The sequence below is a fragment of the Xanthomonas sp. BRIP62411 genome (assembly GCF_003993525.1).
In the GTDB taxonomy this organism is placed as follows: Bacteria; Pseudomonadota; Gammaproteobacteria; order Xanthomonadales; family Xanthomonadaceae; genus Xanthomonas; species Xanthomonas euroxanthea.
Window position 1 is genome coordinate 80,937 of record NZ_QEZI01000012.1, and the last position, 13,660, is coordinate 94,596.

Sequence of the window (13,660 nt, forward strand, 5' to 3'; positions counted from 1 at the left end):
GCAGTGCCCCCGAGTGCAAGCCCCCTTGAGTCAAGGGGGCGCGGCGACAGCCGCAGGGGTGTGGCATGCCCGGAGCGGGGCCCGCGGTTTGTACCGCCAACGGCGGTATGAAGCGTGGGCACCTTCGAGAAGGGCGAACGCCCGAACGAAGGTGGCGGAGCCGGCCGGTAAGCCGGGTTCTGTCGTGGACAGTCATTCGTCTAGGCGCTACGTCACCGCAGCGCTCAAGCAACCTACCCGGATCCAGCGCGGGCCACGCCAATGGATCCCTATTTGGTCTTGCTCCAGGTGGGGTTTGCCGTGCCGGTCCGTTACCGGACTCGCGGTGCGCTCTTACCGCACCATTTCACCCTTACCGGCCCCTCGCCACCCCTCTGCAGCCTCTAAACGCACTTGGCGATGCTGCGCATCGCCGACACGCGTCAGTGGCGGCAGAGGGGTGACGAGGGACGTAGGCGGTATCTTTCTGTTGCACTTTCCGTCGGCTCGCGCCGCCCAGGCGTTACCTGGCACCTTGCCCTATGGAGCCCGGACTTTCCTCGGCACTCTTGCGAGTGACGCGACTGTCTGGCCGACTCCGCCGGGGCGCACTATACGCTATCGCCACCGTGCACAACGGCGCCGCGACTTCCCCCCGCCGTTGCCGGCAGGCCCGCAATTGCCCGTAGGAGCGCACCCGGGCGCGAAAGGCCTTACCGAGAAAAATCCCAATGCACGTAAACCCGCTCCTGCAACAGCACACCTAGCCGCCATACAAGGCCTTGCGCGGCGCACCAGTCAGTTCGGCGGCCAACTTGGCGGCCGTGGACGGCGGCAGGTGCTCGGCAAGCTTGGCGTAGACGCGGCGGCCTTCGGCCAGCAGGCCTTCGGCAGCATCGGCGGCGCCCTGCACCATCACCACGAACTCGCCCTTGCGCTGGTTGTCGTCAGCTTCGACCTTGGCCTGCAACTGCGCCAGGGTGCCGTCGAGCACGGTTTCGAACAGCTTGGTCAGCTCGCGGGCGATCACCGCCGGGCGCTCGTCGCCGAAGGCCAGGCGCAGGTCGGCCAGCGATTCGACGATGCGGTGCGAGGACTCGTAGAACACCAGGGTGCGGGTCTCGCCGGCCAGGTGCGCCAGGCGCTCGCGACGTGCGGCGCTCTTGGCCGGCAAGAAGCCCTCGAAGCCGAAGCGGTCGCTGGGCAGGCCGGCCACGCTGAGCGCGGCGATCGCCGCGCAGGCGCCGGGAACCGGGCTGACCCGGATCCCGGCCGCGCGGGCGGCGCGCACCAGCTTGAAGCCAGGATCGCTGACCAGCGGGGTGCCGGCATCGCTGACGATGGCCAGCGACTCGCCCTCGCGCAGGCGCGCGACGATGCGCTCGGACATGGCGTCTTCGTTGTGGTCGTGCAGGGCCAGCAGCGGGCGGTCGATGCCGAAGTGGCCGAGCAGCTGGCGGGTGTGGCGGGTGTCTTCGGCGCAGATCGCGGCCACGCCACGCAGCACCTCCTGCGCACGCGGCGACAGGTCGGCCAGGTTGCCGATCGGCGTGGCGACCACGTGCAGGGTTCCAGGGGAGGTCATCGACGGTATTCCGTAGGGCAAAGGGTAGAATCGTAGCGTTTTTAACGGTCCGCCCCGGCGGGCCCCGTCCAATGGATCTGAAATGAACAAGCGTGTTGCAAGGATCTCCGCCCTGTCGCTGATGGTGATGCTGGCCGCCGGTTGCGCCACCAGCAGCGTCACCCAGACCGCCTCGCCGACCCAGAGCGCGGCGCTGGCGTTGCTGGACCAGGGCAAGCCGCGCGAGGCGGCGCAGCAGCTGGAAGCCGAGGCCGCCGGCGCCAGCGGTGCGCAGCGCAGCCGCCTGCTGGCCGCGTCCGCGTTCGGCTGGCATGACGCCGGCGATGACGCACGTGCGCGCACGCTGCTGGCGCAGGTCACCGCGCGGCATCTCGGCGGCGAAGACCGCGCCCGCTTCGCGCTGCTGACCGGCGAGCTGGCGGTGATCGACAAGCAGGCCGCGCAGGCGCTGCAGGCCCTGGGCGACAGCCCGCAAGGCCTGCCCCAGCCGCTGCAGACCCGCTGGCTGCTGGCACGCGCCGCCGCATTGGAAGGCACCGGCGACCTGTTCGGCGCCGCCGCCGACCGCGCACGCGCCGATGCCAGCCTGACCGGCACCCCGCGCAGCGAGAACCAGCGCGCGATCGTGCGCCTGCTGGCCGCACTCGACGACGCCACGCTGAAGGGCCGCACCGCGGCGCTGCCGGCGGGCGATCCGCTGTACAACTTCGCCGGCCGCGCCCTGATCAGCCGCGGCCTGGCGCTGCCGCGCGCGTTCGACCGCGACGCGCAATGGGGCTTTGACACCAGCAAGCGCCCGCCGGCCGAACGCGATGGCTATCGCCCGCCGATCAAGCTGGGCGTGCTGCTGCCGCTCAGCGGCAACCTGGCCACCGCCTCGGCGCCGGTGCGCGACGGTCTGCTGGCCGGCTACTACGCCGAAACCCGCCGCCGCCCGGAACTGCGCTTCTTCGACACCGCCGGCACTGCCGCCGGCGCCAATGCCGCCTACGACAAGGCAGTGAGCGCCGGGGTGGATTACGTGGTCGGCCCGCTGGGGCGCGACGAAGTCAGCGCCGTGTTCGCACGCGGCCAGCTGGCGGTGCCGGTGCTGGCACTCAACCGCCCCACCGACAACAAGGCACCGCCCAGCGGCAGCGCCGGCTTCTCGCTGGCGCCGGAAGACGACGGCATCATGGCCGCCGAATACCTGCTCTCGCGCGAACGTCGCAACGTGCTGATCGTCGGCACCAGCGACGACAACGGCAAGCGCACCATCAAGGCCTTCCGCGACCGCTTCAGCGAACGCGGCGGCACCATCGCCGGCAGCATCAGCGTGGCCGAGGTGCCGGGCGACATCGGTGCGCAGCTGCGCAACTACGGCACCGCCGATGCGGTGTTCCTGGCAGTGCGTGGCAACACCGCGCGCGCGCTGGCGCCGCAACTGGCCTTGAGCGGGTTCGCCGGCAAGTCGCGCGTGGGCACCTCGCAGCTGGTGGCCGGCACCGGCAAGGTCGAAGACGACCTGGCCCTGGACGGCATCGTCTACCCGAGCGAGACCTGGACCGCGCTGGGCGTGTCCGGGCTGCCGGCCTCCACCCAGGTCGCCAGCACGTTGCCCAGCGCACGCGGACCGGGTGCGCGCCTGTTCGCGTTCGGCTACGACGCCTGGAAGATCAGCGCGTATCTGGAAAAGCTCGCCACCGGCACCGATGGCGGCCTGCGCGGCGCCACCGGCACCCTGCATCTGGACGGCTTCGGCAATGTGCTGCGCACCCCGGCCTGGTCCACCTTCAACGGTGGCCGCCCGGTGCCGATCGCCGACGGCCGCTGACACCATGCCGGCGGCGCGTCAGCAACGGGGTGCGGCGGTGGAAGCGGCCGCCCGCGCGCTGCTGGAGCAGGCCGGGCTGCGGCTGGTGGTGGGCAATGCCAGCTACCGCGGCGGCGAACTGGATCTGGTGATGCGCGACGGGCAGGCGCTGGTGTTCGTGGAGGTGCGTTATCGCCGCGACAACCGCTTCGGCGGTGGCGCGGCATCGGTGGATGCGCGCAAGCGCCGCAAGCTGGTGCTGGCCGCGCAATTGTTCCTTGCCTATCACCCGGCACTGGCGACACTGCCGTGCCGCTTCGATGTGGTGGAAGCCAGCGGCGAGCCGCCGGTGCTGAACTGGATCCGCGACGCCTTCCGCGCCGACGACTGCTGACAACGACCCACGCGCGATGCCCACCATCATCACCCACGCCGCCGTGCCGTTGGCGCTCTGGTGCGCCAGTGAACGCGGCCGCCTCTCGCCACGCCTGCTCGCTGCCGGCATCGTCGCGGCGATGTTGCCGGATGCCGATGTGCTGGCGTTCGCGTTGCATGTTCCGTACGCCGATGCGTTCGGCCATCGCGGCGCCAGCCACTCGTTGCTGTTCGCCGTGCTGATTGCGCTGCTGGGCGGTGTTGCGCATCGCCTGTTGCGTGCGGACGCGCTGCAGGCAGCAACGTTCTTGTGCGTCTGCGCCGCATCGCATCCGCTGCTGGATGCGATGACCTCCGGCGGATTGGGTGTTGCGCTGGCCTGGCCATGGAGCGAGGCACGCTGGTTCGCGCCGTGGCGGCCGATCCGCGTGTCGCCCTTCGTCAATGGTTTCTTCAATGCGCGCGGCCTGGCCACGCTGCTCTCCGAGCTGCGCTGGGTCTGGCTGCCGCTCACCGCCGCCGCGCTGGGATGGAGATGTATCCAGCGCGGCACCACAGGATCACCTGTCATGACCGATGTGCTTCCCACTGCCCTGGCCGACTTGCTGGCCGCGCGGCTTGGCCCCGATGGCTGGCTGACCGGCGCCGACGCGCGGCGCCGCCATGGCGAAGACGATTCGCGCCGCTGGGCCTTGCCCGCCGCCGTCGCCCTGCCGCGCGATACCGAGGAGGTGGTGGCGATCGTGCAGGCCTGTCGCGCCCATGGCGTGCCCATCGTGGCGCGTGGCGCGGGCACCGGCACCACCGGTGCGGCAGTGCCGTTTTTCGGCGGCGTGGTGGTGTCGATGGCGCGCATGAATCGCATCGTGGCATTGCGCCCGGAAGACCGCTGCGCCGTGGTGCAACCGGGCCTGCTCAACGGCGAACTGCAGCAGGCCCTGCAGCCGCACGGCCTGTTCTGGCCACCGGATCCGTCCAGCGCGGACATCTGCAGCGTCGGCGGCAACCTGGCCACCAATGCCGGCGGCCCGCGCGCGGTGAAATATGGCGCCACCCGCGACAACGTGCTCGGCCTGGTCGCTGTGACCGGCACCGGCGAGGTGATCCGCTGCGGCGGTGCATACACGAAGAATTCCACCGGTTACGACCTGACGCATCTGCTGGTCGGCAGCGAAGGCACCCTGGCGATCATCGTCGAGGCGACCTTGAAGCTGACACCACGTGCGATCGCACAAGCCGGTTTGCGCGCGCTGTATCGCGACGCGGCCAGCGCCGCGGCAGCGGTGTCGCGCATCATGGCGCAACCGACCACGCCGACGATGCTGGAATTCATGGATGCCAGTGCGATTGCGCTATTGCGCCGCAACGGCAGCGATGTCCCCGAGGCCGGCGCGATGCTGCTGATCGAAGCCGATGGCGATCACGACACCCTGCCCTACGCACTGCAGGCCTTGCACGCTGCGGCCGAGGGCGAGGGCGAGGGCGTGGTGAGCCTGGACGTGGCCGCCGATGGCAGCGCGCGCGACAAGCTGTGGGCGGCACGCCGCGCACTGTCGCCGGCGCTGCGCACGATCAAGCCCGGCAAGATCAACGAAGACGTGGTGGTGCCGGTCTCGCGCATCCCCGACCTGGTGGCCGGCGTGGAGGCATTGGCTGCGGAATTCGCGCTGCCGATTGTGGCTTTCGGGCATGCCGGCAATGGCAACCTGCACGTCAACATCATGTACGACCCGGCCGATGCCGACGAAGACGCACGCGCCCATGCCGCATTGCCGCGCCTGTTTGCGCTGGTGCTGGCGCTGGAAGGCACGCTCTCCGGCGAGCACGGCATCGGCGTGGCCAAGCGCGATTTCATGGCCCAGGCCTTCAGCGCACCGACGCTGGCGGCGATGCGTGCGATCAAGGCCGCGCTGGATCCGGACGGGATCCTGAATCCGGGCAAGGTGTTGCCACCGCTCGAGTGACGCTGCCGCCTCAGCGCGTCACCCCGATGAAACGCAAACCCACGCCCGGTTCGGTGACGATGTAATGCGGGGCGGCGGCATCGTCGTGCAGCTTCTGGCGCAGCTTGCCGACCAGGATACGCAGGTAATGGGTGTCGTCTTCATGGGTGGGGCCCCACACCTCGCGCAGCAGCTGCGGCTGGGTGACCACGCGGCCGGCGTGCTTGAACAGCAGTGCGAGCAGGGCGTATTCCTTGCGACTCAAGGGCACCGCTTCGCCATCGAGGGTGACCTCGCGCAGGCCCAGGTGGATGTGCAGGCGGCCGTCGTCGAACACGCTCTCCTCCACCGTGCTGCCGGCGCCGGCCTGGCGCAGCAACGCGCGGATGCGCGCCATGAGTTCCTGCACGCCGAACGGCTTGGTGACGTAGTCGTTGGCGCCGGCATCGAGCGCGGCGACCTTTTCGGTTTCGCCGGCGCGCACGGTGAGCATGATCACCGGCACGCTGGACCACTGGCGGATTTCGCGCAGCACCTCGTGGCCGTCGCGATCGGGCAGGCCGATGTCCAGCACCACCAGTTCGGCGCCCTGCCCGGCCAGCATGGCCAGGCCTTCCTCGGCGGTGCCGGCCTGCAGCACGCGATACCCCTGTGCGCGCAGGCTGATGTCAAGAAAGCGGCGGATCTGCGGCTCGTCGTCGACGATCAGCACGCGGGCAGGCGGGATGGCAGTGGGGTCAGTCGGCATCGGGGCGAGGTGGCGCGGCGGGAACGAGCAACGGCAGCGTAATGCGGATCGTGGTGCCGTGACCATCGGCGCCGGCCAGCGCCTCCACGCTGCCGCCATGCGCGCCGATCATGCCCTGGCAGATGGTCAGGCCCAGCCCGGTACCGTGGCGGCCGCGGTCGCCACGCTCCACGCTGTAGAACATGTCGAAAATGCGCGCGCGCTCGTCCTCGGGAATGCCGGGGCCCTGGTCGCCGATATCGATCTGCAGGGCGCCGGCCTGCAGCCGCGCCTGCACGGTGACGGCCACGCCGGCTGGCGAAAATTTCGCCGCATTCTCCAGCACGTTGAAGATCGCCTGTTCCACCAGTGCCGGGTGCACCCAGATCGCCGGCAGGTCGGCGGCCAGCTCCAGTTGCAGCCGTACTGCCGGCTGGTAGCGCTGCAGCCGCCGCGTGGCCGAGCCGATCAACTCGTCCACGCCGATCCAGTCACGCTTCAAGGTCAGCCCGGTATGGCCGAGCCGGGTCATGTCGAGCAGGTTCTGGATGTAGCGATCCAGCCGCTCGCCTTCCAGCTGGATGGTGTCCAGCAGGCTGTGGCGGTCCTGTGCGTCCATCGCATCGCCGTAGCTGGCCAGGCTGCTGGCCGAGCCGATCATCGAGGCCAGCGGCGAGCGCAGATCGTGCGAGACCGAGGACAGCAATGCCGAGCGCAGGCGCTCGGTTTCGCCACTGACGCGCGCGCCCTCCAGATCGGCGACCAGGCGCGTGCGCAGCGCTGCCTGGCCGATGTCCTCCACCATCGCTTCGGCCAGCCGACGTTGCTCCAGGCCGGGCCGCTGCACGCTCTGACGAAAGCGCAACGCGGCCACGCCCAGGCTGCCACGTTCGTGCCGCACCGGCAGGCACCACCACTGCGCGCCGGCCAGCGTATCGGTGAAGTGGCCGGCCGGCTGCCCGTGGCGCTGGGTCCACTCCGCCGCGCTGCGATCGAGTGCGCCGAAGCTGGCCGGCGCATCGCTTTCGCGTTGCTCCAGCCGCAACCAGGCCTCGGCATCCAGTGCAGTGGCCAGCGCACGGCGGCCGGCTTCCAGCACCTGCCCCAGGTCGGCGGCGGTGCTGAGCTCGCGGGCCAGCGCCTGCAGTGCATTGGCATGCGCGTTGGCGGCGCGCAGGGCCAGCACCTGGCTGCGCAGGCGCGAGGCCAGGCGGCCGGCGACCAGCGCGGCGATCAGGAACAGGCATACCGTCACCACGCCCTGGCGCGCGCTGATGTGCAGGGTGAAGCGCGGTTCGATGAAGAAGAAGTTGTAGGCGACAAAACTCAGCAGCGCGGCGATCACCGCCGCGGCCATGCGCGTGCGCGAGGCCACCAGCACCACCGCGACGATGAACACCATCGACAGGTCGTCGATGTCGGTCCAGCGCTGGATCACCCACGCCACCGCGACCGCTGCAGCGGCGGCGATCGCCGCGAACGCCAGGTCGTAGCGCTGCAGCCACTGGCGCGGATTGCGCCAACGCTGGCGTGCGCGTGCACGTGCATCGGCGGAGCTGACGATGACCAGCTCGTAATGCGCGCCACGCTGCAGCAGTTGCTGGGTCAGCGTGCGGTTGAACATGCGCGCCAGCGGACGCTCGCGCGTGCGCCCCAGCACCAGCGTGGACACGCCGTTTTGCGCAGCGAAATCCAGCAATGCCTGCGCGACGTTGGCGCCATGCAGCAGCGCGGTATCGCCGCCCAGGCGACGTGTCAGTGCGAACGCGCGGTCGATCTCCAGCTGCCAGGCAGCATCGGCCACGGTGCGCGTCTGCACGGTGACCACCGTCCACGGCGCATCGCGCCGCTCGGACAGCCGCCGCGCCACCCGCACCAGATAATCCGAGCCGCCACGCCCATCGATGGCCACCACCACGCGGCGACGCAAGGCGGCGGTGCCGGGCAGGCCGCGCGCGGCCTGGGTGTCGCGCAGATCGCTGTCGACGCGGTCGGCCGCGGTCTGCATCGCCAGCTCGCGCAGGGCGGTGAGGTTGGAGGGCGAGAAGAACGCCTGCAGGGCCTGGGTCGCCTGTTCGGGCAGATACACCTTGCCCTGCTGCAGGCGTTCGATCAGTTCGCGTGGCGGCAGATCCACCAGCACGATGTCGCGCAGGCGATCGAACACCGCATCGGGCACGGTCTCGGACACGCGTACCCCGGTGATGCGCAGCACGATGTCGTTGAGGCTTTCCAGATGCTGGATGTTGACCGTGGTGTAGACATCGATGCCGGCATCGAGCAGTTCCACGATGTCCTGCCAGCGCCGCTCGTGCCGGCTGCCCGGCACGTTGCGGTGGGCCAGCTCGTCGATCAGGGCCAGCTTGGGCCTGCGCGCGAGCAAGGCGTCCAGGTCGAGCTCTTCCAGCTGCCGGCCCTGGTAGCTGATGCGGGTACGCGCCAGCAACGGCAGGCCATCCAGCAGTGCGGCGGTCTCGCTGCGGCCGTGCGTTTCCACCACTCCGGCCACCACATCCATGCCCTGGCGCAGGCGCTCGCGCGCGCGCGACAACATGGCGTAGGTCTTGCCCACGCCCGGCGCGGCGCCCAGAAAAACGGTCAGACGCCCGCCATGTTCGCGCTGCAGTTCGCCGATCAGCGCGTCGGCTTGTTGGGTGCGGGCGTCGATCATCGGGAATGGGGAATAGGGAATGGGGAATCGCAAAGCCTACAGCTGCCCGCTGATCCTAGTGCTTTTGCTTCATCCCATTCCCGATTCCCGACTCCCCATTCCCGGCGCGATCCAGCGCCAGGTTCAGCGCCAGCACATTCACCCGCGGCTGCCCGAGCAGGCCGAACTGTGACGATTCGGTGGCGGCCTGGACCAGCGCGGCGACGCGTTGCTCCGGCCAGCCGCGCGCGGTGGCGACGCGGCGCAGTTGCACCTGCACCGCGGCCGGGCTCAGGTGCGGGTCCAGGCCACTGCCGGACTGGGTCAGCAATTCGCCGGGAACTGCCTCCGGCGCGATGCCGTCGCGTGCCGCCACCTCGGCGCGCGTGGCGGCGATGCGGGTCTGCAGGTCTGGATTGGAACGCGCCTGGTTGCTGCCGGCCGCCGCGGTCGGGTCGTACTTGGCGGCCGAGGGGCGTGGCTGGAAGTAGCGCGCATCGGCAAACGGCTGGGCCACCAGGGCCGAGCCGACCACCCGCGCGTCATCGCGCAGCAGCGAGCCGTGCGCCTGCACCGGGAACAGCGCGCCAGTGATGCCGGTGGCGACCAGCGAATAGCTCAGGCCCAGGCCCAGCAGAATGAACAGCGCCAGCATCACTGCCCCGCGCAGGGCGCCGTCGTCGCGCAACGGCAGCGAAGCGGGTGTACCGGTTTTCGAAGAAATCGTCATGGCTCAGTTCCCAAGAGTGGCGACAAGCGCCAGGTCGATCAACTTGATGGCGGCAAACGGCAGCAACACGCCGCCCACGCCGTACATCAGCATGTTCCGGCGCAACAGGGCCGTGGCGCTGGACGGACGAAAGCGCACGCCGCGCAAGGCCAGCGGGATCAATGCCGGGATGATCAACGCATTGAAGATCAAGGCGGCCAGCACCGCATGCCGCGGGTTGGACAGCTGCATCACGTTGAGCGCGGCCATCGACGGAATCGCCGCGGCAAACAATGCCGGCAGGATCGCGAAATACTTGGACACGTCGTTGGCCAGCGAGAACGTGGTCAGCGCACCGCGCGTGATCAGCTGCTGCTTGCCCACTTCGACCACCGCCAGCAGCTTGGCCGGATCCGAATCCAAATCCACCATGTTGCCGGCCTCCTTGGCGGCCTGCGTGCCTGAGTTCATCGCCAGGCCCACATCGGCCTGGGCCAGCGCCGGCGCATCGTTGGTGCCGTCGCCCACCATCGCCACCAGCCGCCCGCCGGCCTGCTCGGCGCGGATGCGGGCCAGCTTGTCTTCCGGCCGCGCCTGGGCGATGTAGTCGTCCACGCCGGCTTCGGCGGCAATCGCGGCGGCGGTGAGCGGGTTGTCGCCGGTGATCATCACCGTTTTGATGCCCATCGCACGCAGCTGCGCGAACTTCTCCTTGATGCCTTGCTTGACCACGTCGCTCAGCTCGACCACGCCCAGCACATGCCGGCCTTCGGCCACCACCAGCGGTGTGGCGCCGCCGCGTGCGACCTCTTCGATACGTCCCTGCAATTCCGGCGACACCGTCGCGCCCATGCCCTGCACATACGCCATGATCGAATCGCCAGCGCCCTTGCGGATGCTGCGCCCGGCCACATCCACGCCGGACATGCGCGTCTGCGCGGTGAAGGCGATGAAATGCGCGCCCTCCGGCTCGACAGCCACGGCACCCTGCTGGCGCGCCAGCTTGACGATGGACTTGCCTTCCGGCGTCGGGTCGGCCAGCGAGGCGAGCATCGCCGCATCGCGCAGTTGCGCACGGTCGATACCGGCCAGCGGATGGAACGCGGTAGCCTGGCGGTCGCCGTAGGTGATGGTGCCGGTCTTGTCGAGCAACAGCACGTCCACGTCGCCGGCCACTTCCACCGCCTTGCCGGATTTGGCCAGCACATTGGCCGACAGCGCGCGGTTCATGCCGGCGATGCCGATGGCCGGCAACAGCCCGCCGATGGTGGTTGGAATCAGGCATACCAGCAGCGCGATCAACAACAGCGGATCCAGCGTGACCCCGACGAAACCGGCAATTGCCGGCAACGAGGCAACCACGATCAGGAAGGTCAGCGTCATCGCCGCCAGCAACAAGGTGAGCGCGATTTCGTTCGGCGTCTTCTGCCGGTTGGCGCCTTCCACCAGGGCGATCATGCGATCGAGAAAACTCTGCCCCGGTTCGGCGGTGACCTTGAACACGATCTCGTCGGAAAGCACGCGCGTGCCGCCGATCACGCCACTGCGATCGGTGCCGGCCTCGCGCAGCACCGGTGCCGATTCGCCGGTCACCGCCGCTTCGTTGATCGTTGCAACACCGCGCACGATTTCGCCATCGGCCGGGACGAACTCGCCTTCGGACACCATCACGTAGTCGCCCGGGCGCAGCTCGGCCGCCGGCACGCGGGTCTCGCGGCCACCGAGTGCGGTTTCCACCCGGCGCGCGACCAGATCCTTGCGCGCACGGCGCAGCGATGCGGCCTGCCCACGCCCGCGCGCTTCGGCGATGGCCTCGGCAAAGTTGCCGAACAGCACGGTCACGAACAGGATCGCCGTCACCGCCCAGCCGAACCCGGCATTGCCATGCCCGCTGGCGGTGATCACCGCCGCCAGCACCGTGCCGCCCATCACCACCGCCATCACCGGGCTGCGCAGCAGATGCCGCGGCGCCAACTTGCGGAAGGCTGCGCGTATCGCCGCCACCAGCACGGCGGCATCGAACAACGCTGCGTCACCGCGCTCGCGTTTTTCAGTCGTATCGATCGTAGACATTGCTCAAACTCTCAGGACGCCGCCAGGGCGAGGTGTTCAGCGATAGGACCCAGCACCAGTGCCGGCATGAACTGCAGCACGGTGAGCACCAGCACGATCGCCATCAGGGTCAGCGCAAAGGTCGGTGTTTCGACCTGCAGGCTGCCGGCCGACTCGGGCGCACGCCGCTTCACGGCCATGCGCGCGGCCACCATCAGCGGCAGGATCAATGCCGGATAGCGCCCCAGTGCCAACACCACCGAGCAACTCAGGTTCCACCAGTACGTGGCATCACCCAGCCCCTCGAAACCGGAGCCATTGTTGGCAAAGGCCGAGGTGTACTCGTAGAACACCTGGCTGATCGCGTGGAAGCCGGGATTGGAATTGGCCGTCCATGCAGGCACCGCCAGTGCCACCGCGGTGAAGCCCAGCACCACCAACGGCTGCAGCAGGATCAGCAGCGCAAGCAGCTGCACCTCGCGCGCTTCGATCTTGCGGCCGAACAGCTCCGGCGTGCGCCCGGTCATCAAACCGGCCAGAAACACGCTCAGCAGCAGATACACCACGAACTGCTGCAAACCGCAGCCGACGCCGCCCCAGATCGCGTTGATCAGCATGTCCACCAGCGTGACCAGGCCGCTCAACGGCGCCAGCGAATCGTGCATCGCGTTGACCGAGCCGTTGGAGGTCTGCGTGGTCAACGCCGCCCATAACGCGGACGCATCCGCGCCGATGCGCACCTCCTTGCCTTCCATCAGGGCAGGCGAGCTGGCGCTGGCCGAATGCGCTTCGGACCACAGCAACAGCGCGGTGGACGCGGCCGACATCGTCAGCATGGTGCCCAATACCAGGGCGGTGAGACGTTTGCGCCCGGTCAGGTAGCCGACCATGAACACCACGCTCATCGGCAACAGCACCAGCGCCAGCGTCTCCAGCAGATTGCTCAGCGGCGTGGGATTTTCCAGCGCCACCGAACTGTTGGGGCCGTACCAGCCGCCGCCATTGGTGCCGAGCTGCTTGACCGCGACCATCGCCGCAACCGGCCCGACCGGTATGGTCTGCTTGGGCATGCCGGCACTGCTGTCCAGCGGTGCGGCAGTGGCCGCACCCTGCAACGTGGAGGGCACGCCCTGCCAGCCAAGCAGTACCGTCCACAGCAGGCACAACGGCAGCAGGACGCGCACGCTGGCGCGGATCACATCGGCCCAATAATTGCCGACATCCGCGTCCGGCAGGTCCTCCACGCCGGAACCCGACGGCTGCCGTCCCTGGCGCGGCATGCCCATCTCCTGCTCGTCCGGCCCAGCCGCCAGTGACTTGGCGCCCGCTGTCGCAGGAGGCAGCAGCGAGGCATCGGACACCGTTGCGGCACCTCGCCCACCGAACAATGCACGCAAGGTCGCCACTGCCAACGCCAGGCCCATCATCGGCGTCACCACCTGCAGGCCGACGATGCCGGTCATCTGCGCCAGATACGACAACTGCGCCTGGCCCGAGTAATGCTGCTGGTTGGTGTTGGTGACGAACGACACCATGGTGTGCAACGCGGTATCCCAGCGCATGTTCGGGACGGCGTCCGGGTTGAACGGCAGCCACGCCTGGGTCATGAACACTGCCCAGGTGAGCAGGCCGACAACCAGGTTGCTGAGCAAAAACGCCACCGCATAGCCGCGCCACGACATGCCCTGCTGCGGGCGGGTGCCGAGCAGTGCATACAGCGGCCGTTCGATCCAACCGAACAGCGCATCGCCACGCATCGGGGCGCCGCGCATCACCGCCGCCAGATAGCGGCCAAGCGGCCAGGCCAGCACGATGGCCAGCGCATAGACAAGGAGAGTTTCAATCATT

At 69.1% G+C, this 13,660-nt stretch carries 9 protein-coding genes, 1 other RNA gene and 1 pseudogene; 4 read left to right on the forward strand and 7 right to left on the reverse strand.

Translation table 11 applies throughout. The features are described 5' to 3' along the window. Window positions 1–152: 152 nt before the first annotated feature. Together rnpB and rsmI are read right to left on the reverse strand one after the other, a co-directional pair. An RNA gene (rnpB, locus tag EO139_RS10785) (RNase P RNA component class A) lies at window positions 153–579 on the reverse strand. A 163-nt stretch (window positions 580–742) separates the two neighbouring features. Next, window positions 743–1,564: a 16S rRNA (cytidine(1402)-2'-O)-methyltransferase gene (gene rsmI, locus EO139_RS10790; protein ID WP_104649691.1), complete on the reverse strand. Its 822-nt coding sequence runs from the start codon at window positions 1,562–1,564 to the stop codon at window positions 743–745. Between the two features lie 82 nt (window positions 1,565–1,646). On the opposite strand from rsmI, the gene EO139_RS10795 reads away from it, so the two are divergent. From EO139_RS10795 to EO139_RS10805, 4 genes and pseudogenes are all read left to right on the forward strand, one after another. Next, a complete protein-coding gene (locus tag EO139_RS10795; protein WP_104584544.1) occupies window positions 1,647–3,377 on the forward strand; it encodes a penicillin-binding protein activator in 1,731 nt (576 codons plus the stop codon). A 4-nt stretch (window positions 3,378–3,381) separates the two neighbouring features. After that, complete coding sequence (locus EO139_RS10800) at window positions 3,382–3,750, forward strand: YraN family protein (protein ID WP_104584541.1); 369 nt, start codon at window positions 3,382–3,384, stop codon at window positions 3,748–3,750. Between the two features lie 16 nt (window positions 3,751–3,766). Beyond that, window positions 3,767–4,304, forward strand: a pseudogene (locus EO139_RS21575) (metal-dependent hydrolase). Further along, complete coding sequence (locus EO139_RS10805; RefSeq protein WP_206515141.1) at window positions 4,301–5,695, forward strand: FAD-linked oxidase C-terminal domain-containing protein; 1,395 nt, start codon at window positions 4,301–4,303, stop codon at window positions 5,693–5,695. The pseudogene EO139_RS21575 and the gene EO139_RS10805 overlap by 4 nt, the downstream one beginning before the upstream one ends. 10 nt (window positions 5,696–5,705) lie before the next feature. On the opposite strand, the gene EO139_RS10810 is transcribed toward EO139_RS10805, so the two are convergent. From EO139_RS10810 to kdpA, 5 genes are read right to left on the reverse strand one after another with little or no spacing between them, the layout of a single operon-like run. Next, on the reverse strand, window positions 5,706–6,422 hold the full coding sequence (locus EO139_RS10810) for a response regulator transcription factor (protein ID WP_104584534.1): 717 nt from the start codon (window positions 6,420–6,422) through the stop codon (window positions 5,706–5,708). After that, window positions 6,412–9,072, reverse strand: a complete 2,661-nt coding sequence (locus EO139_RS10815) for a sensor histidine kinase KdpD (RefSeq protein WP_126970556.1) — start codon at window positions 9,070–9,072, stop codon at window positions 6,412–6,414. Before EO139_RS10815 ends, EO139_RS10810 begins: the two co-directional genes overlap by 11 nt. 55 nt (window positions 9,073–9,127) lie before the next feature. Beyond that, a complete protein-coding gene (kdpC, locus tag EO139_RS10820; protein ID WP_126970558.1) occupies window positions 9,128–9,781 on the reverse strand; it encodes a potassium-transporting ATPase subunit KdpC in 654 nt (217 codons plus the stop codon). Between the two features lie 3 nt (window positions 9,782–9,784). Continuing rightward, on the reverse strand, window positions 9,785–11,833 hold the full coding sequence (kdpB, locus tag EO139_RS10825) for a potassium-transporting ATPase subunit KdpB (RefSeq protein ID WP_126970560.1): 2,049 nt from the start codon (window positions 11,831–11,833) through the stop codon (window positions 9,785–9,787). Window positions 11,834–11,844: 11 nt separating this feature from the next. Beyond that, complete coding sequence (kdpA, locus tag EO139_RS10830; protein ID WP_126970562.1) at window positions 11,845–13,659, reverse strand: potassium-transporting ATPase subunit KdpA; 1,815 nt, start codon at window positions 13,657–13,659, stop codon at window positions 11,845–11,847. Between the last annotated feature and the right edge of the window lies 1 nt (window position 13,660).